The following is a 24,645-nucleotide window of genomic DNA, read 5'->3' on the forward strand; positions in this document are numbered from 1 at the left end:
TGGCTAGAAGAACAAAAATCTAAAGCTTTACCTAAAAGTGCATTTGGAAAAGCTATCTCTTACTGCCTAAATCAGTGGAAAAAACTAAATACATTTTTAGAAGATGGCAATTTAGAACTAAATAACATCAGAGCTGAAAGGTCTATAAAGCCTTTTGTCATAGGTAGAAAGAACTGGATGTTCGCTAATACACCTAAAGGAGCTAACTCTAGTGCTTTAATTTATAGCATTATTGAAACAGCCAAATTAAATGAACTTAATCCATTTAATTATTTACAGTTCTTATTTGAAAATTTACCTCAGATTGACATTAACGACCAAGAAAAATTAGATAAATTTTTACCTTGGTCAGAAGATCTACCAGGAAACTGCAAGTTGCAAAAAACTCAAAGCAAATAGCAAAAGTCAATCATAACAGGCACTCCCACTTATTTAATGAGATGGGAGTTTTTTATTAAATCAATGTGGGGATAGTTTGACGCTTACGAAAGTTTTTACATAAAACATTGCGGTTTTATTATCTGATTTAAACATTATAAATATACAGTGAGAAATCACTCATAATAATTAAGATAGGGGGCGGTGACTAACCGCCGTCCCTCTTACACCACCGAACATACGGATCCGAATACGGCGGTTCCAAATTATGTCTGACGTAAGAATTCATATCTAGACACAAGACTTTTAAGCCCTAGACCAGTCCAATAGGTTCGGTCTAGGGTTCTTTGTAGTATTGGACTTTTAGCTATACGCCAATAAGCTTTCCGGGAATTACCCCATTCATACGCTTTACATGGAGAAACTCCAAGTGAGATAAGATTCTTTACCTTTGTTCGTGAAAACCTCCATTCCTTCCACCTAATCATTCTCAACCTACGACTTAACCACGATTCGAGACTCTTCAGTTTGCTTTAAGTATCATTTAGTTGATAATAGCCAATCCATCCTATTAGGTAGCGATTCAGCTTCTCTATTCTTTTCTGCATACTAATCCGGTCCTTTGCGAGATGTTAGTTGTTTAATTTTAGCTTTAAAAACGGTTTATTATTTGTACTAGCTAGTCGTATCTTAGGGTTCTTTTTGTGATGAGTGAAGCTAAATCCTAGTAGTTTACGCTTCCATGGTCTATCCACCGCACTTTTCTCTTTGTTTACTTTTAGTTTTCAGTTTCTTCTCAATATAAGTTGTAATAGACTGTATTATTCTTTCTCCTGCTCTTTTGGATTTCACATAAATGTGAAAATCGTCAGCATAACGAACGAATTTATGACCTCGTTTTTCAAGTTCTTTGTCTAATTCATCTAAAACTATGTTAGAAAGTAACGGACTTAATGGACCACCTTGAGGCGTACCTTCTGTGTTGGGACTGACTAGGCCTTTTTCCATAACTCCTGCTTGAAGATATTTGCGGATTAATCTTAGTAATTGTCTATCTTGGATTTCCTCTGATAGTCTGGCCATGAGTCTGTCATGATTAACCTTGTCGAAAAACTTCTCTAAGTCCATGTCTACTACCCAACGATATCCTTCTTTGATGTATTCCTTCGCTTGGTTAACTGCATCGTACGCCCTTTTTCCAGGACGGAAACCATAACTATGTTCCGAGAATGTTCCGAGAACGTTCCGTCGAGTAGAAGAGATAGTTGTTGGGCTATTGCTTGTTGGATGAAACGATCTGTTACTGTAGGAATACCTAACTCCCTAGTGCCTCCATCTAACTTCGGGATTTCGACTCGGCGGACGGTTTCTGGTTGATAGGTACCCGACAGAATCTGTTCACTTATTTCAGTCCAATTTTGATTGAGATGCACTCGTAGGGATTTGACGGGTATCTTGTCAACACCATGACTACCCTTATTCTTTTCTACCCTCTTTAGAGCTTCGTTTAGATTCTGCCGTAACATGATCAATTTCAACATTAGATATGACCTCCTACGTGAATCACTCATACGATTGTGTCATCTGTTCTCTCCACCCTCCTCAAGTCCCCCGTGGGAATCACCACTTCCTTCTCAAGGTAGGAACTTTGTTTTCTGCTTCTTTGAGACAGATGAACGCCTGGTAATGATTCTCCATAATTAGTTCGGTCCTTCTTTGATATCTTAAGCTACCAAGTACTATAACCTCTGCTGACGTCTGCTGTTCAACATAGCCTCTCGACCATGCTTACCACTTATCTGTGGCGTTCCAGCAGATTCTCCCCGGGTAAGGGCATAAACTTTCTTTCCATATCCCCGCCTCATTTACTCGGTAACACCTTCGGTAGTAAGGACTTTGTCTTGATATGCAGACTAATCCAGTGTTGCCTAGTCTTGTATGAGATTCGTTTCCCTCGGGGCGGAAATTTGCCGCTGACTTCCTTCAGATGATAGAGTCACCTCCACCACCCTTGTCTTGAGCTACAGCTGCTACTACCTTCGCTGTTCGGGACTTTCACCCTATAGCTTATACCCATGCCGGGCACACACAATAAAAGCTAGCTATTAATAAAATAGCTAGCTTCAAATTATCTCAAAGCATTTTATATTTTTTCAAGCTCAATTAATTTAACTATTAGTACCTGTACTATCAATCATTGGGATATGATCCAGTTTTGTTTTGATAACTTCTTTCCATAACTGGTTTTTTTCATCTAAATTTAAAGTAGTGATTAACCAGTAGTACCTGTAACTACAAGAGGATGTCAACCAAATAAAACATCAGCTAGATCATTCCCATCAAGACCAGTTTTATTTCTTAGAATATTCATATCATACATTTCTGAATATCCACAATAATCACAAGAAACAGTAAGAAATTTATTATGCTGAATATCAAATAATTTTGAAAGTCCAGTTCCAGTTACAGCTATTTCTTTTAAGACTGGATTCGTTCCTTCACATTTACTACATACAAATCGCTCTTCAATGGCATTTTTAATTTGTCTATCTTCCAATTAACTTCCCCCCCTTTATAAATATATGAAATTTATACGAAACTGTAATAAAAAAAGTTTCCAAATAAAAAACTCCCTAAATGGGAGCTTTTAACGATTAATATGTTTGAAAATGTTACTTCACCAATCATTAAAAATTACCATCTTAAAATAATCCAACTCCAAAAGCCTGAATTTCTTAAAACCTAATAATCAAGTTACACCATCTTAATTGCTGATACATCTTATTCCAATAGATCTAAAACCTTCTGACTACTACATAGTCAGCGAAATTATTTAAATTTGCAAACAAAAGATCTTTTTTTAAAAACTTAACAACCCAATTATTCATACTAAAAATTAAGAGTCTCTTGTTTATCTAAATCTAAAACTACTTTTATCAACATATCAGAAACTATTTTCAATTTATTCGGATCAACCTTTTCAGGGGTGTCTTGTGGACTATGGTAATAAATATCATCAGGTCCCCATATCCAAGTGGTAGGAATACCTGCTGCTGAAAATTTACCGCTATCTGGTGTTCCAAAATCATTGAATCCATATTCCACGGCATACCCATGTTCCCGCGCTTTTTCGTAAATAAACTGACAGACTTTGTCTGGGAAATTTACTGTTTTGTCTGGCCATTCACCTCCTTTCATAACACATAGTGAATTCCCACTACCAACCATATCTAATTCAACAGCAGCTTTTATATTATTAAGTTCATTTTTATGCCTATTTATATATTCCTGTGCACCTGCAGCCCCTAATTGTTCTTCTGCCCCCGTGGATAAAAATTCTAAAGTTCTATTTAATTTTATATCCTTAAAAAGACGAGCAAGTTCCAACATTATAACTGTTCCTGATCCATTATCATTCGCTCCAGGAGTTCCAGCAGAATCTCTATGTCCATATATAAGAATTTTTTCTTTATTTTTTTGGCTTCCGGCTTTAACCCCCCTTATATTGGATGAACGCATTTTTTCGTTTAGCGTGTTAACGAAAATATCTACAATAACTTTTTCTCTATTCATTAAATCAAGGATCATTTCACCTTTATTTTTGCTAACAATAACAGATGGGATTTGATTTGGTTCTATAGGCAAAAATCTTTTAGATTGTTCAAAATAGCCAGTTTCAAGAGTAGTTATAAATTCCCATTCATCGAAATTAATAAGAATTGCGCCAATTGCTCCTTTTTTGGAAGCTATCTTTATTTCAGGCCAAAAATGATCTTTAATTTGTTTGTCATCTCTATGGAAAATTACTACTTTTCCTTCAACATCTTTACCTTCATAATCTTGTTCTAAACCATTTTTTACATAAACTAATTCGCCTTGTAATCCATCTTTATCAGTACCCGGTGAATAATACATTGCTCTGGTCTCGAGTGTAAGCTCTAACGGTTTTCTTAACTTTATCTGAGATTTTTTTTCATAAAAAGAAAATACATCAAAAGCTTCTTCATATACTTCAAATCCAGATTGTATAAATGATTTTTTAACCATTTCACCAGCTTCTTTTTCTGCAGTAGATCCTGCAAACCTATTTCCTAAAGCTGCTAAATCTACAATATCTTCATACATTCTCAATCCATCACTTTCAAAAATCTCCATTTTTACAACCTCCCGATAGATAAATTGCTACAAACGCACTCTTCAGCCAAAAATCCTGTTACTGTTATCAGTTCTACTCAGGGGTCTCAAAATCTTTTCTGCTTCCGTTATTTTCTTCATAATTTTCTATCTAAATAAGTACTTCTGTTAAAGCTTCATATTGTCATCGAATTCCTTACTTTTTTAATGTAGTTTAAATTTACTAAAATAGTTTGAATCCCTGCTTGCTTTAAAAACGGCTAGAGTCTAACAATATTGACCATTGGTTCTATAACTACTAGTACTTCTTCTTTTAACTCAATCTTTTTTAATAATTTCTAATCAACATAAAAACTTTTAGTATTTTCAAAAAGTAATTGATTGCGAACTCTACACCCAAAAACCCTTATCTCTTTCAACATAAGTTTCTTTTGCATTCTCTGCTCCGATGATCAAAGTTAATTCCTTTACTTGCATAACATTCATTTTGAGTATACCGGAAGCAGGTAATTTTTTTATCAATCTTCATTTTAATTATTACAAAAATAGGCTTTAAAAGATATAATGTGAAGTAAAAATAACAGATATCTTAGATCCTTTTTTGACCTTTTATTTATTATCTAGAGTTTTAATTTGACTTATATAAACACCATTGACTGTCATTTCACTCTAATTTACTCACTTTACCAGCAAAGTGAGTAACCAGCTCTTAATATTATATTTCGCTTTTTATCGGTCAGCCTCCTTTAACAATTTTTGTCTAATAATGGTAAGTTGTAAAATAATTAGATATACAAATAATCATCACTATCATTAATAATACAAAGTTAAAAAGGATCTAGTCACATTTACTCACGTTAACACCACGTTTCCGAACTAGTTGTTATAAATCCGGCACATACCAATGCAAATATGACCTTCTTATTGGTATCTGCAATATTAACTTTAACTTCAATAATGTGAATTGTTTTATTGTTCTGAAAATTGATATACTCTCAACAACAAATGCTAATAATAATACACTATATACTGTTATTTACTCACCCATTTGCAATTCTCCTGTCATTATAATTATAAATTAAAAAACTGAATTATATATTTTCAACAAAATATTAAGTCCTTTAAAGTTATCTGTTCTTTATATCTGGAGTCCTGCTTATCTATGATTTTACAAATTTATTAACCCATTATTACTCCATGCTTCCACATACTATAAACTTTTGTTACCTTTAACTATAACATATTAATTTGTGATTTTCTAGAAAACAACAAGAAACTTTAACAAAGCCTTCAAAATAAAAAAAGGGCTCTCGAAATCACTTCGAAAGCCCGTCGTTCCTACTTTTACTATTTGAGATTTGGAGGTGGGAGCGGGATTCGAACCCGCGCATAACGGATTTGCAGTCCGCGGCGTTAGCCAGACTTCGCCATCCCACCATGTATCTGGAGCGGGAAACGGGATTCGAACCCGCGGCCCCCGCCTTGGCAAGGCGGTGCTCTACCACTGAGCTATTCCCGCAATAAGTGGCGGGGCTGACGGGATTCGAACCCGCGGTCTCCTGCGTGACAGGCAGGCGTGTTAAGCCGCTTCACTACAGCCCCGCGCTCCTCATTGACAATATTCATTATACATAACATTTCCTTCGAAGTCAATAGGTTTTTTATAAAAATTATTCTTCTTTGTTTTCTTCTTTATCTCGATCTGCTGAAAGTTCTTCACGTGCAAAATATATAAGACTCTGAAGTTCAATAGTTAGGTCTACATTATGTATTGTTACATGTTCAGGAGCATTTAATTTAGCTGGAGCAAAATTTAAAATAGCTTTCACATTTTCTTCGACCATGCGATCAACAACTTCTTGAGCATGAACTGCTGGAACGGTAACTACTCCAACCTGAACTTTTTCTTGTTTAATCATATCTTGTAAGTCATTTAAATGGTAAACAGGTACACCTTCAATTTCGCCTCCAACACTATCGGGACTTACATCAAACAAACCTACTACATTTGTATATGGGTTCTCACGTATATTATATCGTGCAAATGCTGTACCCAAGTGTCCTGCTCCAATAATCGCAACATTAGTTTGTTTATCTAAACCAATGATCCTTAAAATTCTTTCACGTAAGTAGTTAGTATTATAACCTGTTCCTCGTGTCCCGAAGGCGCCAAAAAACGCCAAGTCTTTTCTTATTTGTTCAGCAGAAAATCCTGTTTGTTTACTTAAGCTTTTTGAAGATACAACTTCAATATCTCTTTTTACTAAATTATCGAGTACTCGCAAATAAACTGGAAGTCGTTTAATAACAGAAATTGGTGCTTCGCCTCTTTGTGGCATATTTTACCTCCTTTTATATTGAAGAACTTATTCAGAATCTTTTTACCCATACCTTATGATACCAAAAAAATAACAAGTTTTCATTATTATAACACAACAAATTTAATTTTCTATAGGTAAATTTAATACATACTTAAAATTTTTTCGAACAGAATATAATTAGGAGTCAAAATCAATTTGGCTTCTACTCTCTATAAAAGGAGGTGCTCAATTGTTTACTCATGACAAACAATTACTTCATCAAGTTAAGGTAGATCGCCCCAATCCGACCTATGCTGCTATGTTACAGGAACAATTAGGTGGTGGAAACGGTGAATTAAAAGCAGGCCTGCAATATATCGCACAAAGTTTTCGAATCCAAGATCCTGAAATAAAGGATCTATTTTTAGATATTGGAGCAGAAGAACTTAGCCATATGGAAATGGTAGCCACCACTATAAATATGTTACACGGACATGACCCAGATTTAACATCAGTTCAAGGAGGAAACGTTCAAGCTCACGTTCTAGGTGGCTTAACTCCTCTTCTCAATGACGCTTCAGGTAATCCATGGACTGCAAATTATATAAACAGTACTGGTGATTTAGCTGCCGATCTCTTATCTAATATTGCTGCAGAGCAACGCGCCAAAGTGGTGTATGAGTATTTATACAGGCAAATTAATGACAATGGAGTCAGAGAAACTATTGATTTCCTATTGAATCGAGAAGAAGCCCATAACGCTTTATTTAGAGAAGCTCTAAACAAAGTACAAAACAAAGGCTCTAACCAAGATTTTGGTGTTGATGAAAATGCTAGATTGTACTTCGATCTATCAACTCCTGGTCAATATTTTAGTGCTCCAACTCCTACTCCTCCAGCTTTTCAAAATCCTAGAAACTCTTAAAAAAAGAACAGGGTTCTTATTACCCTGTTCTATCATTTTCCTTTTTAATAAGCATCCATTGATCACGAGCACGGGTAATCATTTTTTCATCTTGTATATTTCTATCGCTAACTAATTTTGAAAACCAAGTAACAGCTTCATCACTTCCACCAATTCTTTTGCTTAATTCACCTAAAAGAAACAACAATTTAGCTAAATTAACTTCTTTTGATGTATCCTCTTGATAAACTTTAAGAAATTGTTCTCTAGCTAATTTTAAGAATCTCATTTCATTTTGCTCATCATTTTGTTCTCTATAAATCCAGGCAGTATGTAAAAGTAAAGTAGCTAAAATATTATACTTTTCTCCTTGAATTTGTCCACAGAAAACAGCTAGCTTCAATGAGTCTAGAGCCATGTTGAAATCTCTAACGATACCAAAATCTCTAGAAACCCAATTGTTAGATACTTTTTTCTCTATTTCTTCTTTATGAGAAGGTTTTGGTGAAGTAAACTGATCAGTATAAGCATACCCACATTTAGGACATACGTTCACTAAATAGTAGTTAGGATTGATACCTTCATATTCTCTATAAAAATCACTATGTTCTTTAATTAACCTTAATCGTGAATGACGTACTTTTTTCGTTTTAAACTTATATTTACAAAGTAGACATGTTAATTTTTTGTCATACAATACATCGGACATTATCTCACCCCTCATCACCTTTAAGTTCAAAAAAATCTTCTATTTCTAAATGGGGTTCATATTTCGGTTTCCATAATTCTAACCACTCAATTGTACATTTCATATTTATATTCCATTCCTTGACTATTTCTTTTGCTTTATAAAATTCTTCATCGGTCCATTCCCTACTAGCAAAAGTAGTATTAATTAAACTAATATGAAACTCCCACTCTTCAGGAAAAGGCCGGCTAGATAATCCTTCTTCTTTTAGCTTTGTATGTATCCCTTGCGATAATTTTTGCAAACAATCAGTCTTTTCAACGTATAAATTAATAGATTTATAAGGGGGATCAAAAAAACTAAAACCTTTTACGAATAATTCAAAAGGGTTCTTATTATCACATTCTTTTTTAATTATTTTAATAGCCTTGTCATACTTGTATTTGTCATCTATACTAATATGATCAATGGTCACATGTAAAGGAGGCAACTTTGAAGTATATATATTAAACTTTTGGTTCAGTTTTTCTTGTATACTTTGAGCTACCTTTAATAGTCTTCCTCGTGGAATAGCTACTAAAAATAATTTATTTTCAATACTCATAACAATCACCTATCTTTTCTAATACAAAATTAGTCATAGTAATTTTATCACATCAATTTGTAATAATAAACTAATTGAATTAAGAGTTCTAAGTTGCAATATTAAATTGAACTAGTTTCCAACTGTAATATAAAAATTGTTACTCCAGTAGAACACTACACTGTTCTAAGAACGCCTCGTCCGGAGATAAGTAGCCAAGGATCCGTCTGGGTAAGGTATTGCACCAGGTTTGAACTCTAGCAATTGCTTGTGATGAAAAATCAGAGAGACTCTTCCCTTTTGGGATGAAACGTCTAATCAAGCCGGTATGTCGTTCGTTAGTTCCTCTTTCTCCAGAAGAGTAAGGATGTGCAAAGTAAACTTTGGTGTTACTAGTTTTCTCTAAAGATGCTAGATCTGCAAACTCTAAACCATTATCAGCAGTAAAGCTCTTGAAGACTTTTGAAAAACTATCACCCATTTCATAAGTCAGGTTTGCTAAAGTTTCTTGTACAGCTTCAGTCGTTTTAGCAGGAATCTTACGTATAATTTCTTTGCGAGTTTTCCTCTCAGTAATAGTTAGTAACACAGGTTCAGTTTTTGTTTTCTTACCAATCACGGTGTCAATTTCCCAGTGACCCAAATACTTGACGATCATTTACTTCTTTAGGTCGTTCGCTAATACTCGTTCCTAAAATCTTTTTATGTTTTCTAATTCGTTTAGGTTTAGTCCTGCGTCTAGTTTTTAGCGGTAGATCGATTTTTTTAATATTGAGTAAACCTGCATCAACGTAATTATAAAGCGTTTTAGTTGATACCATAGTTTGTTTAGGGAATTTGTTTTGTCTTTTGAGAGACCCACAAATAGAATCCAAAGAAAACTTGGAATTCCAAAACAAATTTGTAGCATGATTGATGAATTCTTCACATTGTAAAAACTTAAATTTAGGTCCGCAGTTCTTTCGGTTCTTTTCATATATTCTTTTAGCTGTATCTGGATAATAAATTTGACATAGTCTAAGAGCCTTGATTTGAGTTACTGTGCCTCTTTTTAGTTCATTTCGAATAGTGTTTGATGCTCTATTTAAAATTTTTCCAATAGCGTCAGACTGTCTAACAATTAAACGAATATTTATTACAAAAAAGATGAAATTAGCCATTGCTGTCGAATTTATATAATAAAGGAGTTGATAGCGATGGCTTTTATTGAAAGCATAGATAGAAATTTATTTCCAAATACATTAGATGACTATGTTAGTGAAGATAATCCTGTAAGAGTAATTGACGCTTATGTTGATAGCCTTAATTTAGAAGAAATCGGATTTAAAACTTATTCTGGCAATAATGCTGGACAAAAGCCATATAAAAGAAAACACTTACTTAAGTTGTACATATATTGTTATATGAATAAGATAAGGTCTTCACGTAGAATAGAAATGGAAACAACTAGAAATATGGAAGTGATGTGGCTGGTAGGAAAAGTTACACCTGATCATGGAACAATCTCTGCTTTTATGAAAGTTAATCGGAAAGCCATAAAACAATTATTTAAGGAATTCACCCTTATGCTAAAAGGTTTCGGTCTTGTAAATGGGGAAATTGTTGCCATAGATGGGACAAAAATAAAAGCCAGTAATTCAAAGAGCAAACATTTTACCGAAAATATCATTAAAAAGAAAATTGAGTACTATGAAGCTAAAATTGATGAATATATCAATGAGTTCCTAGAAACTCCAGAAAACCATGATATGAAACAAGTTATGGATGAAAAAGTTGAAAGTTACAAAGCTAGAATTGATCAACTTAATTCCCTCAAAAAAGAACTTAAAGACGAGGGAAAAAGCAGGTCTGTTTAACCGATCCGAAGCTAAATCTATGAAGAATAATGAAAAATATGAAGTCTGTTATAATATGCAGGCAGTAGTCGATAACAAATATAAATTCTTGGTGGACTTTGAAGTAGTAAATGATATAAATGATCAGAGCCAATTATCAAATATGATAACAAAAACAAGGAGTATATTCAGTGATCAAAAAATTACGGCACTAGCAGATACAGGGTATTTTATATGTCTGAAATACTAGCAGCATCAGATGAAAAGACAGAAATATTGATTAAAAACAAAATCAGGTTTTGAAAAAACGAATTTTCAATATGACAAATCAAAAGATATTTATAGATGCCCATTAGGTTATCCACTAGAGTTCAAATGGAACGGAAAGAACAGAGGAAAAAACAATAGACGTTACGTGTGTAAGGGTCACCTGGAATGTGGAAAAAAATCTGAATGTACATCAGCAAAAGCGGGACGAATTATAGCAAGATTTGAAGATGAAGAGTTTATAGATAAAGTACATGAAAATACCATTAGGAAGAAAGATCTCTACAACTTAGGAGCTCTATAGTTGAGCATCCTTTTGGAACTATCAAAAGATCTTTTACATATTTTTTAACAAGAGGGCTAAACTCTGTAAATGCTGAAGCAGGGTTTATTAGCCTTGCTTATAATCTAAAAAGATTGATTAATATCATGGGAGTTAGGGATTTGGTAAGGCTCTTCAAGCAAGTACTACCTTCTTTAAAATTGCATTTTACTATTTTTGGAGTAATATACCGCAAAAGGTATTATATTATGGGGCTGCTAAATTAATCGTTAGACAATCTGACGTACGGAGTGTAGCCTTGCTTATGCAGTAACTCAATTTTTCCTTGCTCGAAATCATTTAGGTGTTTATTCTTGCGGGAAGTCGGTGTATCATAAAGTGATCCATAGTGTGCACCCTTCCTGTAATTAGTTTTTTCTGGCGAATTAATTATATTACAGTTGGGTCCACTATGGAGTTTTTTATTTAGTTCAATTTGATTTTACAATTAAGCTTGAATTAAGAGTTTTTAATATTGTGATTTAAATACAGGACTTTTGTTCTTCTTATAGAATACTATATAGAAAGAGTAGTATTAAATAAATCAGGAGTCTGTTAAGTTATTATTAAAAATGAGCTCACTTAATCGCAAGATTTTAAAAGATTTGGCAGTCATGCGGCATTACCATTTAAAAGCCAAAAAGTTCTAGTACGATTAGAGTACTTAATACCAGCAACTTGAGCAAGAGTAGACTGGTTTAAATCATTGCTTGTCCTAACAAAGTTAAAAAGCAAAAATAAAGACAGCGATAAGCTTGTTAGCGGACTGGTAAGAAGCAAAGCCTCTGCGTTGCTTAACCCAACTTTTAAGAATTTGAAAAAAAGATTCAATTAAGTTGTTAGAGATATCATCTTCAAAAGACTCGACTCTGATGTGATTAGAATTAGGGAACAAAACTTTAATTGGAGCATTATAAGCCCAATATCTATCTGTAACGATGCTTTGAGGTTGTCCAAAATGTTTCTTAGCATAGTTCAGCACTTTGAAAGCAGCCTAGCTATCTCTGTAATGCAAGCACAAATCTAGTTTCAGCATCAATAACAGTCCAGGCATAAAATTTTTTGCCTTTAACTTTAATTATAGTTTCGTCAACATGCCACTCATCAGAAGAGTCAAGATCAGCAGGCTTTAGATATCTAGAGATATAAAGAAAAAGAGGTGCAAATTTTTTAGTCCAGTCAGCAATAGTAACATGAGACACTTTAATTCCTTCACAATCAAGAAAGAACTGAGAGACATTTCTATTAGAGCTACCGTTGATAAAGTACAGGTAAAGAGCTCTAATAACAGTATGAAGAGAATGTCTCATGTTAGAAAAGTCTACTTTCCCGTTAATATCAAGTTGTGAAGGCTCAGGAATACTTTGAGGTTTAGGGACATAAAAAGAATGATTACACTTTGTCCCAACACCTCAAATTAGAATAAAATTCATAGTCGTGATGTAAAAACGATGCTTTACCGCATTTAGGGCAAAAGGGATATTTGCGAGGCTTATTAGGCCTCTTTTATCCCCGCCCTCAGAAAGTGTCTAGGTGCCCAGTGACGACCACATTTTTTGCATAAAAACTTTTCATTACCGTATTTGTCATACCCATAACCGTAAAGGTTGTTTGAATAGCATCTAGGACACACAACTTAAGCCATGGATCAGTCTCCTTTTTCCAGGAGGGTTTATTTTATGCCTAAAAACATCATAACTCCGGGACGGAGACTAATTCAAATATCATACAACTTTAAAGAACTTAAATCAGAAACAGGAGGGATGTTATTGGAAAAGATTGAAATAATTAATACCTTAAAAGAAGATAATGTTGTAGCTGCTGGTTGCACAGAACCAGTTGCTGTTGGTCTAGCTGCAGCTGCTGCCTATGAACAGGTAGAAGGGACTTTAATTAAAGTTGAAGTTTGGACTGATCCGAATATCTATAAAAATGGCCTTGGAGTTGTAATACCTGGGACCCAAAAAGCAGGTTTAAATCTTGCAGCTGCATTGGGAAGTTTAATAGGGCAAACTGATAAAAATTTAGAAATTTTCAGTGATGTCAAATACGATTTCCTAAATAAAGCACAAAAACTAATTGAACAAGATAAAGTAATAGTTAATCCTCTGGATAAAAAATCTCCCCTTTATGTAGAAGCTATTGTTTCTACAGACAAAGGTACAGGAAAAGCAATTATAAAAGAAAGTCATGATAATATCACTTATTTAGAATGCAATGGAAAGCCAGTTTATAAAAAAGACATTAATACAGCAAAATCAAAGGATCAAAAGATTAATTACTCTGAGTTTAATATAGCGGAATTTATAGAACTGGTAGAATCAATAGATCTAAAAAAAATTCAATTTTTAAATGAAGGAATACAATTAAATATGAAAATTGCAGAATATGGCTTAAATAAATCACCAGGTTTTGGAGTAGGATCAAAAATTTCTAACCTAATAGCAAATCAGAAACTACCTAGTGATCTAAGTAACAAAATAAAAGCTTGGACAGCTGCCGCCTGCGATGCTAGAATGTCTGGTGTTAACTTACCAGTAATGAGCTGTTCTGGGAGTGGCAACCAAGGTATAATGACAACTATACCTCTTGCTATAACAGCAAGTGAATTAGATTGTACACATGATCAATTGTTGAAAGCGCGTGCTATCGCTATTATTTTAACTAATTACATTAAACACCACATAGGAAATTTATCAGCAATATGCGGAGGGGCTGTAGCAGCTTCAATAGGTGCATCAGCTGGAATAGCTTATTTATTAAAAGGATCAACAGATCAAATAGTTGCTGTTATAGATAATATTATAGCTAATAATTCAGGTGTGGTCTGTGATGGAGCGAAACCAAGTTGTGCTATAAAACTAATGACAGCAGCTGACTTATCATATCAAACTGCTCTCCTGTCAGTTAATGGGTTACATATCTCTTGCGGGAATGGAATTATTGTTGGAAAAACTGAAAAAACGGTACAAAACCTAGGACAACTTTCTCGTGAAGGTATGGAAAAAACTGATGAAACTATATTTAAAATTATGTTTTAATAAATAAAGCCCATCTTTTCAATAATACAAACGAAAAGATGGGCTTTATTTATTAATCATTAAATTCACATGAATGTTCTTTATCATCACCATGACACTTTTAACTTGTTTTGGACTACATTTTTCAGGTTTATCTTTTAAATTGTTCGGATATTTGCAAGTACTTTCTTTGTCACACATAACACTTCCCTCCTTTCTTTAATAAAATAAATAATAATTAATCAATCCGCTTAATTGTAAAATCAAATTGAACTAAATAAAAACTCCATAGTGGACCCAACTGTAATATAATTAAATCACCACAAAATAACCAATTACAGGAAGGGTGCACACTATGGATTACCTTAATAATACACCAACATCCCGCAATAATAAACAATTAAATGACTTTGAGCGGGGACAAATTGAGCTAGTAAATAGACAAGGGTACAATCCCAACTATATAGCAAAATTCTTGAACAGATCACCTAACACCATTCGAAATGAATTGAAAAGAGGCACTGTTACTCAGATCAAGCAGAATAAAGTTGTGAGATCTATTACCCTGATGTAGGCCGAAAAAGAATTTAGGTACTAGTATTAGTGAACGCCCTAAAGAGGTAGATAACCGCCAAGTCTTTGGTCACTGGGAAATTGATACTTTGATTGGTAAGAAAACAAAAAATGAACCAGTTTTACTTACCATTACTGAAAGAGTAACTCGTAAAGAAATCATACGTAAGATTCCAGCAAAAACAACAGAAGCTGTGCAAGAGTGTCTAACAAACATAGCTATTGAAATGGGTGATAACTTTTCAAAGGTATTTAAAAGTTTTACAGCTGACAATGGCTTAGAGTTTGCTGAACTAGCTACATTAGAAGCAAATAACGAAATCAAGGTTTATTTCGCCCATCCTTACTCTTCTGGAGAAAGAGGCACTAATGAACGTCATAATGGACTTATTAGACGATTCATTCCCAAGGGCAAGAGCCTATTGGATTACTCATTAGATTCGATAGCTAAAGTTCAAGCCTGGTGCAACACTTTGCCCAGACGGATATTTGGTTATTTATCTCCAGAACACTGTAGCGCTCTAATTAAGTGACATATATTACAGTTGGAAACATGTTCAATTTAATATTGCAATTTAGCAATTAATCAATCCATTTATATCTTACTGTTTTTATACTATAGAGAAATAAACCTATACAAAACACAAGTAAAATAACAAAGTTTATATATAAAGGTAAATTTCCTGTTTGATTAATTGCTTCTCTTAAAATATCAACACCATATGTTAGTGGTAAAATATATGAAACCGGTCTTAATATTAAAGGTAACTCAAAAACTGGTACGAATAAGCCACATAAAAACATCATTGGAAATCTAAAAAAATTAGAATATGTTTGTGCTTGGAAAACTTCACGAACAGAAACAGCTATAAATAGTCCGAGAAAAGTACAACTAACAGCTGTTAAAAAGACACTTCCCATTATTATTAAAAAGTTTATAAAAGTAACCTCAATGAAATAGGTAATTATTATTATAGGAAGTACAGCATTTATCATTCCAAAAATAATAGCTCCCATAGTTTTAGATAACATTAATAAATTCAAATCAATAGGTGCTAGTAATAGCCGTTCGAATGATCTACAACGTTTTTCAAAGGTAATAGTAACTGCTAACATAGAAGTTGTGCCAAATAAGATGGAAATTGCAATTACCCCTGGAAAAACATCAATTATTTCTAAATGTCCTTCTGATCTTATTAAAAACATCAACATCCAGGCAAAAGGAAATATCAGGCCCCAACTGATATTTGGAGGTTTCAAGTAATAACTCTTGACATCTTTTGTTAATATATTAACAAAAGCTATTAATTCAGCTTTACTAATCATGGGTGCTCTCCCCCTTCTCAGTTTTTAAAAAGTTAGATTCAATCCCTGTCATCCTAACAAAGACATCTTCTAATGACAATTTTAGTACTTTCGCTTCTAATACATTAATTTTTAGTTTATTAAAAAATTCTATATAAGGGAAAATAGTAGTAAAGTCTTCTGACTCGATAACAACATAAGATTTAGATTTAATATTAACTAATTTAACATTGAATTGTTCTTTTATTTGCTTTTCTATACCTGGAGTGACCTTATCAACAACAAACTCTATTGTTTTTCCTTTATTTTCGTCTATTAGTAGTTTATTTGTCTTGTCAATTTTTACGATCTGACCATTTACTATAAAAGCAATTCTTTCACAAAGACGTTCAGCTTCTTCAATATAATGTGTAGTTAAAAAAACTGTTTTCCCATCATAATTTAACTGTTTAATTAATGATCGAATATCCCTCGCACTCTGGATATCTATGCCTGTTGTAGGTTCATCTAAAAATAATATTTTTGGTTGGTGCATTAAAGCTGCTGCTATAGTAAGTTTTCTTTTCATTCCTTTAGAATAATATCTAAATAATTTATTTTTGACTTCAGACAAATTAAATTTTTTAAGAAGCTGTTTTGCCCTATCAGCTCTGGTTCTTTTATCAATACCATATAATGAGCCTGTGAAAAATAAGTTTTCAAAACCAGTTAATTCATCATACATATTACTTTCATCTGGTACTACACCAATTATTTTCTTCAATTCTTTATGGTTTTTCTCAAAATCATTCCCTAACACAAAGTACTCACCTGAAGTTATCCGGGAAAGTCCTGTCAACATATTTATTGTAGAACTTTTTCCTGCACCATTTGGACCTAAAAATCCAAAAGTTTCACCTGATTCTATGTAAAAACAAATATTATCTGCAGCTTTAAAATCACCAAACTTTTTAGTTAAATTGTTCACTTCAATTAAAGGTTGTTTGTTATATTTCACTTTTATTTACCTCCATCTATTTAAGTCATCGCTTAATCAGATATTAATTCGCTTAATTGTTTTTGTCAACAGTCTAATTTAATGGATTTTAAATTGATAAATGTTAGGTAGTATAATATAATTCACTTAAGATTAATTAAAATGAGTGGTGAGTTTTCATGTTAAATAAACTTAAAATTCTTAAAGCCTTATCTGACCCTACACGTTTCAAAATAATAGAATTATTATTAAGAAATGACTTTTGTGTAGGTGCACTATCAAATCGCTTAAATATAACTGAAGCTGCTATTAGTCAACACTTGAAAGTTTTACGAGAAGCAGGTCTTATTTGGGGTGAAAAACGAGGATATTTCACTCACTATTCTGTAAAACAAGAGGTTTTTAAAGAGCTTTCAGAAGAGTTCTCAAATCTATATGAACTGTGTATCGAAAAGAATAAAACTTGCAACAATTCTTGTCATAAAAAATGTTAAGAGAAGTAGACCATTGATAAGCTGTCAGTAGAACATATCTACAACCATCAATACTTTTGATCATTAAATAATGCCGGCTTTTAGCCGGCATTATTTAAAACTTTTATATAGCTATCTCAAATATTTTGCTAAATATAAAAAGTGCTGTCTCCTACTCGGATTCAGCACTTTTAGTTACTTTGAATATTGGTGCGGAAGGCGGGATTCGAACCCGCAAGCCCATTGGGCACAGCCCCCTCAAGACTGCGTGTATGCCTATTCCACCACTTCCGCTTAATTAACTTACAACAAAATTAATTATACAACCGATATATCGGTTTTGTCAAGATTCACTATATATATCCTCATATCTCTTATAATTTAATAACACTCGTTCAATATAAGATCTTGTTTCTCCATACGGTATACTTTCAATATCTTCAGTTGTTCCATCCCAAACATTTGTTTCTATCCATTCTCTCACCTTTCCTTGCCCTGCATTATAAGCTGCTAAAGTTTTTACTAAATCATCATTAAATTCATTTTTCAGATAATCAAAGTACCAAGCCCCAATTTCTAAATTTGTTTTGTGCTCTAATAAATCATCATATTCAAAAGACTCTATAGAGATCTCATTAGCAGCCCATGCACCTGTTGAAGGCATTATTTGCATAAGGCCTAATGCTCCACTGTTAGATACTGCTTTTGAATCAAACTTACTTTCGACTTTAATAATAGAAAATAATAAATAAGGATCAATATCATGCTTTTCTGATACGTGGTAAATTTCTTGTTCATAGTGAAGAGGATAAAACATTTCCCATAACTTTGGAATAACCAAATTAATAATTACAGTTATTACAAGCATCAAACTCAATATGATAAATAAGTATTTACTAGATTTCATTGTGACACCTCAGTCCTAAAACATTGTGTTATATCTATTCTAATACATATTATTAAATATTACTATATGATTAAATTATTTTTACTATTCTTTTGAAGAAACTTTATTAAATAATTCTTTTACTTGTCGGTTTGTATGATTAATTGATCCACTATTATCTATTACACGATCAGCCTTCTTTCTTTTTTCATCAAGAGGCATCTGAGCTCTAACACGGTTTTTTGCTTCCTTATAGGATAAATCATTTCTTTTCATTAAGCGCTCTAATTGAGTTTTAAAATCAACCCAAACAACCCAAACTTCATTGAATTGTTCCTCTTTACCAACCTCATATAATAGTGGTATATCTACCACTATTAATTTAGATGGATATTCCTTTTGGTATTTATCAATTAAGTATTTCATTTGTATATCAATTTTTGGATGAAGTATTTGTTCTAGTCTTTCTTTAGCTAGTTTATCATTAAATATTTCGTCTCCTAAAGCTTCACGTTTAAGTTTACCATTTTTATCAATATATTCTTTGCCAAAAACTTCCTTGATTTCATTTAATGCTTGTGATCCTTTTTTGGTAGCTTCTCGAGAAATCTGATCTGCATCTATTGTTATAGACCCTAGATCAGCTAACATTTTTAATACAGTTGATTTCCCAGAAGCAATTCCTCCTGTCAGACCTATGATCATTTTTTATTTCATCTCCTTAAATTAAGTTTATCAATCCTAGTAGTAGTAATATTGCACCCGGAAGGAAAACTATTTTAGGATGATTTGTAACTGACTTAATATTTAATCCCGCTTTAGTACCTAAAGGTACAAGTAAAAATTTACAAAGACCAACAAAGATAGGTGTTAATAATGAATGAAAGCCCATTAAAGAAGCTGCAAAGCCTGCACTAAAGGCATCCATTGCTAAAGCAACACCTAGTATTATTGCTTCTTTTAGTGAAATAGACCCTGATTTATCAAAGTCAGCTTTTATAGGATCATCTAATACATCACCAAAAACAGTTTTATTGCTCTTATTAAATTCCATTTTGTTACTCTTAGTTATAATGGATATATTTTGATATATCAACCAAATACCTAGACATATTAATATCACACCACCTAAGTTTTCTGCAACATTAGGTGTAAATAAGTTACCTACTAACCTACCAAAAAACATAGAAAACCAAATTGATATACCAGATGTCACACTTAATAATATCAAAGAACCCATTGGAATTCTAATATTTTTTACACCATAAGCAAACCCTGCTGCAAATCCATCTAAACTTACTGCTAATGCAAGAGCAAGCAAGGGAAGCATTTCTATCATATTATTCCCTCCCATTTTCTAATATCATGGTTAGTAATTTACTATATGGGGTGGTTAATATTATAGTGCACGTCCTATGCATACTTCCCTTGGTGCTATTCATAATCGAGTAGGAGGTAGATAATTAATTTATCTACCGACCTCTCACACCACTCAAGCGTACCGTTCGGTACTTGGCGGTTCAATGATTTGAGTGCAGTACCTCGTATCAATTGGATATGTCATCATATCCAATTGATGCGAGGTATTCGTTTGTTAATGACTTATAATATCCAGCTATTGGCTATTCGCCAGTACCCCTTTCCGGGTGTTTGCCCATTCCCAAGCTTCCACTTCTCAGGCTCTTTTGAAATGCGTCCTTATTTTAAGTATGGCATTAGCTCATCGACTGTCATCCCGTCAACGCCTGCCGCTCCTCTGTTTTGCTTTACTCTTTTGTAGGCTTCATTTAAATTCCCTATATGCATTAATTTATCAAGTAAGCTTTCTGCACCGTCTTTCTCATTAGGTTCCAGTGAGCTAGTACTCCGCTCCCTTGGTACTCTCTGGTTCCACCATACCCTCGCAAGGGTAGCCTGTTTTCACAGTTTTCTGCTCTCTTTGCACTATCTCACCTTCTCTCTGGTTTAAAAGACTACCATTGTTCGGTCCTTCCCGTCTCCGGTACTATGACCTCTGCTGACTTCTTACGATTCAACCGTGCATCACTGCACGGTTTGTCGCTGTGGGTTGTTGGTTAACCCTCTTGTCAGCGACCCCCGTAAGACCTCCCCTGTTAAGAACGGTAACTTTCCTCTCATATATCTGCCACATTTACACCGTAGGGTTCGGGTGGTATTGGACTTTGTGTTGTAGTGCACACTCATCCACCCCACATATGCCTTTTATGTGGTTTCTGTTCGTCAGACCGAGAGTTTTCATTAGGCTTCCTTCAGACTCCATCTCGCGGTGGACGCCCTTGCCATCTGCTAACAGTTCCTACCACCAAGCCTGTAGCGGACTTTCACCGCCTAGCTGCCGCTCTTGCAGGGCAAACAATAAAAAATCTCCCGCTTATCTAACGGGAGATCAATCTTTATTTTTGACATTTAGGACAAATAGTAGTCCCGCGATTAGCTACTCTTATCTTCTCTAAAGGGTTTTTACAAATAAAACATAACTCTCGAGCTCTTCCATATACCTGTAATAGTTCCTGAAATCCACCTTTATTACCATACGAATCACGATAATCACTAAAAGTTGTACCCCGTTCCTTTATACCTTCTGATATTACTTTTTTTATGGAAGAAAAAAGTTGCTTTGCTTCTTGTTGGGATATTTCTTCACCTGCTTTTTGAGGATGGATACCTGCACGAAATAAAGCTTCATCTGAATAAATATTACCTAAGCCACAAACAAGCTTTTGATCAAGTAATATCGCTTTGATACTTTTTTTGGATTTTTTAAGCCCTTTATAAAAGGTTGTTAACTCAAAATCATCTGATATCGGTTCAGGTCCTAGTAAAGCAATACCTTTCCATTTAAATTCTTCTCCTTTATTTACTAAAGCCATAGTAGCAAATTTGCGTTGATCACAGAAGTCTAAATACCGCCCGGATTTTAAGAAAAAACGACACCGTAAATGTTTATCCACTTTTGTATTGTCATTTATCACTAAAAGTCTACCTGTCATCCGTAAATGAATTATTAATACCTTTTTAGTATCTTCCTGTAAAGAACCTAAATAAATGATTAAGTATTTTCCTATACGGCCAATGTGTTCTATTACACGGTTACTAACAAGATCGACAAACGCTTTGGGGGTCGTGTTTTGTAACATTTTTGAAAAATAAATTTCTATATTTTCTATTTTATCGTCTAAAAGTTCATTCGTTAAGTTTTTTCTTACTGTCTCAACTTCTGGTAACTCAGGCATTTAGTATCACTCTCCTGGTTCATAGGACGAAAGTTCAAACCAGCTCGGCCCTTTCTTTAAATCAACAGTTAATGGAACATCAAGTTGTAAAACAGTTTCCATAATATCTCGTACTTTAATTGAGATCATTTCTAGATAATTTCTATCAACTTCGAAAATTAATTCATCATGAACTTGTAGCACTAAACTTGCCTTTTGAGTAAGGTCTTCATCTTTTAAATGTTTTTCGACCTGTACCATTGCAGCTTTAATTATATCAGCTGCTGTACCTTGAATTGGTGTGTTAATAGCAGTTCTTTCTGCTGCTGATCTAATATTAAAGTTTCTATGAGTTATATCTGGTAATTCTCTTCGCCTATTATAAAGGGTAGTAACATATCCATTTTCTTTTGCGTTTTTAATAGTTCCATCCATATACTCTTTAACTCCAGAAAATCTAGTTAAATAGTTATCTATATAAGTTTTCGCTTGTTTTCTAGAAATACCTAGTTGTGTAGAAAGTCCGTAATCACTAATACCATACACTATACCAAAGTTAACAGCTTTAGCATGAGATCTCATTTCATTAGTTACTTCTTGAGGTGGTACTTCAAAAACTTGTGAAGCTGTTTGAGTATGTATATCCTCTTCGTTTTTAAAGGCTTTAATTAAGTTTTCATCTTGTGATACATGTGCTAATATCCTTAACTCGATCTGAGAGTAATCAGCAGCTAAAAAATCATGATTTTCTTTTTCAACTACGAAAGCCTTCCGAATCTTTCGTCCTTCTTCTAACTTAACAGGTATGTTCTGTAGATTAGGTTCTGTACTGCTTAACCTACCAGTTGCAGTTATAGTCTGATTAAATGTAGTGTGAATTTTTCTAGTTTTTTCTGAAATAATTTCTTTAAGACCTGTTAAATATGTAGTTTTTAATTTGTAAAGCTGCCGATAATCTATTAATAACCTACCTATTTCATAATCTTGAGCCAAAATTTCTAGAGTTTTAGCATCAGTAGAATACCCTGTTTTAGTCTTTTTAATAACAGGTAGTTCAAGCTTTTCAAATAGAATATATCCTAGCTGTTTTGGTGAATTAAGGTTAAATTCCTCACCAGCAATATCATATATCCTTGTTTTAAATTCATCTAATCTTTTGTTGATATCATGTTCCATGTTAGTTAATACATCATTATCAACTTTAATCCCTCGGTGTTCCATTCTAGCTAAAATTAAAGCGAGCTGCAACTCAATTTCAAAGTACAAGTCCCATTGATTTCTAGATTTCAAGATATCACTAATTGGATCAACTAAATCAATGAGAGCGATACCTCTTTCGCAAATAGTCTGCCAATCAGTTTCTAAAGCTGATAAAGTTGCGCCTTCTAAGTAATCGCTTGTTAAATCTTCAATACCATGAGGTGCACTAGTTGGATCTATTAGATAACCCATTAATTCGGTATCATAAAGGTTGATTTTATCGGTATCTAAATATAGTTCATATAAATCAATATCACAGCAAGAATATACAAGATGCCATAATTCTTTAATACCATGAGTTATAATTTTCTCTGGTAAGTAATGGTAGACAATATCATTTGTAACCTCTGATATTAAATTTTCAGGAACAAAAAAAGTTTTTTCCTTGACTGCGAGTACAATCCCACCTTTTGGTTCAGGGTAAGTACTTTTCTTACTTGTTTTAACATTTGGAGTATGCCTGTAAATACCTAAATAGTCATCGTTATCTAAACTCTTCAATATATCTTTTAATGAAGAATATTCTTCACTGTTAGTCTCTTGAACATAGTAACAGTAATCCCAATTGTCATATTGATTGTTTAATACTTCATTATTATTTTCTTCAAATACTCTATCTACAATACTTTTCATTTCCCAGTCGATCAGCAACTTTCTTGCATCTTCAGTTTGGAAATTAAATTTTGATAACTCTTCCCACGAAAAATCAAAAGGAACTTCTCGTGTAATAGTAACTAATTCTTTACTTAAAAAAGCCTCTTCTTTATTTTCAGATAGGTTTTCTTTAAGTTTTTTTCCTGAAACTTGGTCTAAATTTTCGTATATCTTTTCAACACATCCAAAGTTATTTAGTAACTTTAGAGCGGTCTTTTCACCTACACCTGGAACTCCTGGAACATTATCTGATTTATCTCCGGTCAAAGCTTTTAAATCTAAAAAGTTATCAAGTTTTACCCCAAAGTCTTTTTCAACACGTGATTCATCATATTGTTCCATATTTGTAATACCTTTTTTAGTTAATACAACTTTTGTGTTATCACTTATAAGCTGTAGTAAATCTTTATCACCTGTTACAATCAAGGTTTGTTTACCTTTATTTTCAGCTTTTTTAGAAAAAGTCCCCACTAGATCATCAGCTTCATATCCATCTTTTTCAAAATAACAAATATTCATAGCATCAAGGAGTTCTTTTAACATTGGCATCTGTGGAATCATTTCTTCAGGAGCTTTATCTCTGTGTGCTTTATATTTTGGGTACTGTTTATGACGAAAAGTCTTAGCTTTAGTGTCAAATACAACAGCTAAATAGTGTGGCTGTTCATCTTCAATTAACTTATTTAACATCTGAATAAATCCATAAATAGCGTTTGTATAAAATCCTTGTTTAGTTTGTAATAACGGTAGCGCATAAAAAGCTCGATTTAACAAACTATTCCCATCAATTACAACAAATTTTTCATTAGCTTTATCTTGATTCATCATCCAAATCCTCCTACATAAAAAACAGG

20 protein-coding genes, 4 tRNA genes and 4 pseudogenes are annotated in these 24,645 nt (G+C 33.4%); 8 read left to right on the forward strand and 20 right to left on the reverse strand.

Annotated elements, in window-relative coordinates; translation table 11 throughout:
* On the forward strand, nt 1-399 hold a 399-nt coding region (locus tag CDO51_RS09125; RefSeq protein WP_143824706.1), incomplete at its 5' end, for an IS66 family transposase.
* A 245-nt stretch (nt 400-644) separates the two neighbouring features.
* Here the strand turns inward: CDO51_RS09125 and ltrA are convergent.
* From ltrA to CDO51_RS09165, 7 genes and pseudogenes are all read right to left on the reverse strand, one after another.
* Nucleotides 645-1,919: pseudogene (gene ltrA / locus CDO51_RS15435) on the reverse strand (group II intron reverse transcriptase/maturase).
* Between the two features lie 764 nt (nt 1,920-2,683).
* Entirely contained in the window at nt 2,684-2,935 is a 252-nt protein-coding gene (locus tag CDO51_RS09140; RefSeq protein ID WP_089023973.1) for a zinc ribbon domain-containing protein, read from the reverse strand.
* A 332-nt stretch (nt 2,936-3,267) separates the two neighbouring features.
* A complete protein-coding gene (locus CDO51_RS09145; protein WP_089023974.1) occupies nt 3,268-4,533 on the reverse strand; it encodes a M20/M25/M40 family metallo-hydrolase in 1,266 nt (421 codons plus the stop codon).
* Between the two features lie 1,338 nt (nt 4,534-5,871).
* Nucleotides 5,872-5,949: transfer RNA gene (locus tag CDO51_RS09150), tRNA-Cys, on the reverse strand.
* Between the two features lie 7 nt (nt 5,950-5,956).
* Nucleotides 5,957-6,031, reverse strand: a tRNA-Gly gene (locus CDO51_RS09155).
* Between the two features lie 6 nt (nt 6,032-6,037).
* Nucleotides 6,038-6,114 (reverse strand) — tRNA-Asp (locus CDO51_RS09160).
* 68 nt (nt 6,115-6,182) lie between these two features.
* On the reverse strand, nt 6,183-6,851 hold the full coding sequence (locus tag CDO51_RS09165; protein WP_089023975.1) for a redox-sensing transcriptional repressor Rex: 669 nt from the start codon (nt 6,849-6,851) through the stop codon (nt 6,183-6,185).
* Between the two features lie 211 nt (nt 6,852-7,062).
* On the opposite strand from CDO51_RS09165, the gene CDO51_RS09170 reads away from it, so the two are divergent.
* Nucleotides 7,063-7,737 carry a manganese catalase family protein gene (locus CDO51_RS09170; RefSeq protein WP_089023976.1) on the forward strand — a complete coding sequence of 225 codons (675 nt, stop codon included), beginning with the start codon at nt 7,063-7,065 and terminating at the stop codon, nt 7,735-7,737.
* A 19-nt stretch (nt 7,738-7,756) separates the two neighbouring features.
* On the opposite strand, the gene CDO51_RS09175 is transcribed toward CDO51_RS09170, so the two are convergent.
* The 3 genes and pseudogenes from CDO51_RS09175 to CDO51_RS15440 all read right to left on the reverse strand — a co-directional run.
* Nucleotides 7,757-8,425, reverse strand: a complete 669-nt coding sequence (locus CDO51_RS09175) for a DUF2225 domain-containing protein (RefSeq protein ID WP_158212409.1) — start codon at nt 8,423-8,425, stop codon at nt 7,757-7,759.
* Between the two features lie 4 nt (nt 8,426-8,429).
* Nucleotides 8,430-9,008, reverse strand: a complete 579-nt coding sequence (locus tag CDO51_RS09180) for a 2'-5' RNA ligase family protein (RefSeq protein ID WP_089023978.1) — start codon at nt 9,006-9,008, stop codon at nt 8,430-8,432.
* Nucleotides 9,009-9,147: 139 nt separating this feature from the next.
* Nucleotides 9,148-10,090, reverse strand: a pseudogene (locus tag CDO51_RS15440) (IS30 family transposase); the annotation flags it as partial.
* Between the two features lie 93 nt (nt 10,091-10,183).
* Between CDO51_RS15440 and CDO51_RS09195 the strand changes: the two are divergent.
* The 3 genes from CDO51_RS09195 to CDO51_RS13825 all read left to right on the forward strand — a co-directional run bounded on the left by CDO51_RS09195 (nt 10,184) and on the right by CDO51_RS13825 (nt 11,393).
* Entirely contained in the window at nt 10,184-10,843 is a 660-nt protein-coding gene (locus tag CDO51_RS09195; protein WP_089023981.1) for a transposase, read from the forward strand.
* Nucleotides 10,844-10,898: 55 nt separating this feature from the next.
* A complete protein-coding gene (locus tag CDO51_RS15445; protein WP_420811490.1) occupies nt 10,899-11,072 on the forward strand; it encodes a hypothetical protein in 174 nt (57 codons plus the stop codon).
* A 165-nt stretch (nt 11,073-11,237) separates the two neighbouring features.
* Nucleotides 11,238-11,393, forward strand: coding sequence for a hypothetical protein (locus CDO51_RS13825; RefSeq protein WP_158212410.1), 156 nt, complete (start codon nt 11,238-11,240; stop codon nt 11,391-11,393).
* A gap of 630 nt (nt 11,394-12,023) precedes the next feature.
* Here the strand turns inward: CDO51_RS13825 and CDO51_RS09205 are convergent.
* Nucleotides 12,024-13,044, reverse strand: a pseudogene (locus CDO51_RS09205) (IS6 family transposase).
* A gap of 46 nt (nt 13,045-13,090) precedes the next feature.
* Here CDO51_RS09205 and CDO51_RS09210 point away from each other — a divergent pair.
* On the forward strand, nt 13,091-14,452 hold the full coding sequence (locus CDO51_RS09210) for an L-cysteine desulfidase family protein (protein ID WP_158212411.1): 1,362 nt from the start codon (nt 13,091-13,093) through the stop codon (nt 14,450-14,452).
* Nucleotides 14,453-14,497: 45 nt separating this feature from the next.
* On the opposite strand, the gene CDO51_RS15050 is transcribed toward CDO51_RS09210, so the two are convergent.
* Nucleotides 14,498-14,632: a hypothetical protein gene (locus CDO51_RS15050; RefSeq protein WP_276207017.1), complete on the reverse strand. Its 135-nt coding sequence runs from the start codon at nt 14,630-14,632 to the stop codon at nt 14,498-14,500.
* Between the two features lie 154 nt (nt 14,633-14,786).
* Here CDO51_RS15050 and CDO51_RS09215 point away from each other — a divergent pair.
* Nucleotides 14,787-15,537, forward strand: a pseudogene (locus CDO51_RS09215) (IS30 family transposase).
* Nucleotides 15,538-15,586: 49 nt separating this feature from the next.
* Here the strand turns inward: CDO51_RS09215 and CDO51_RS09220 are convergent.
* Nucleotides 15,587-16,330: an ABC transporter permease gene (locus CDO51_RS09220; RefSeq protein ID WP_089023984.1), complete on the reverse strand. Its 744-nt coding sequence runs from the start codon at nt 16,328-16,330 to the stop codon at nt 15,587-15,589.
* A complete protein-coding gene (locus CDO51_RS09225; protein WP_089023985.1) occupies nt 16,323-17,306 on the reverse strand; it encodes an ABC transporter ATP-binding protein in 984 nt (327 codons plus the stop codon). The genes CDO51_RS09220 and CDO51_RS09225 overlap by 8 nt, the downstream gene beginning before the upstream one ends.
* A 158-nt stretch (nt 17,307-17,464) precedes the next feature.
* Between CDO51_RS09225 and CDO51_RS09230 the strand changes: the two genes are divergently transcribed.
* Nucleotides 17,465-17,779 carry an ArsR/SmtB family transcription factor gene (locus tag CDO51_RS09230; RefSeq protein WP_089023986.1) on the forward strand — a complete coding sequence of 105 codons (315 nt, stop codon included), beginning with the start codon at nt 17,465-17,467 and terminating at the stop codon, nt 17,777-17,779.
* A 187-nt stretch (nt 17,780-17,966) separates the two neighbouring features.
* On the opposite strand, the gene CDO51_RS09235 is transcribed toward CDO51_RS09230, so the two are convergent.
* The 6 genes from CDO51_RS09235 to polA all read right to left on the reverse strand — a co-directional run bounded on the left by CDO51_RS09235 (nt 17,967) and on the right by polA (nt 24,619).
* Nucleotides 17,967-18,052: transfer RNA gene (locus CDO51_RS09235), tRNA-Leu, on the reverse strand.
* Between the two features lie 49 nt (nt 18,053-18,101).
* Nucleotides 18,102-18,665, reverse strand: a complete 564-nt coding sequence (locus CDO51_RS09240; RefSeq protein ID WP_089023987.1) for a lytic transglycosylase domain-containing protein — start codon at nt 18,663-18,665, stop codon at nt 18,102-18,104.
* An 84-nt stretch (nt 18,666-18,749) separates the two neighbouring features.
* Nucleotides 18,750-19,349, reverse strand: a complete 600-nt coding sequence (gene coaE / locus CDO51_RS09245) for a dephospho-CoA kinase (protein ID WP_089023988.1) — start codon at nt 19,347-19,349, stop codon at nt 18,750-18,752.
* Between the two features lie 16 nt (nt 19,350-19,365).
* Nucleotides 19,366-19,983: a sporulation membrane protein YtaF gene (gene ytaF, locus CDO51_RS09250; protein WP_158212412.1), complete on the reverse strand. Its 618-nt coding sequence runs from the start codon at nt 19,981-19,983 to the stop codon at nt 19,366-19,368.
* Between the two features lie 1,075 nt (nt 19,984-21,058).
* Nucleotides 21,059-21,898: a bifunctional DNA-formamidopyrimidine glycosylase/DNA-(apurinic or apyrimidinic site) lyase gene (gene mutM / locus CDO51_RS09255; protein WP_089023990.1), complete on the reverse strand. Its 840-nt coding sequence runs from the start codon at nt 21,896-21,898 to the stop codon at nt 21,059-21,061.
* Between the two features lie 6 nt (nt 21,899-21,904).
* Nucleotides 21,905-24,619 carry a DNA polymerase I gene (gene polA / locus CDO51_RS09260; RefSeq protein WP_205842191.1) on the reverse strand — a complete coding sequence of 905 codons (2,715 nt, stop codon included), beginning with the start codon at nt 24,617-24,619 and terminating at the stop codon, nt 21,905-21,907.
* Nucleotides 24,620-24,645: the final 26 nt, after the last annotated feature.

The sequence above is a fragment of the Natranaerobius trueperi genome (assembly GCF_002216005.1).
Classification (GTDB): Bacteria; Bacillota; Natranaerobiia; order Natranaerobiales; family Natranaerobiaceae; genus Natranaerobius_A; species Natranaerobius_A trueperi.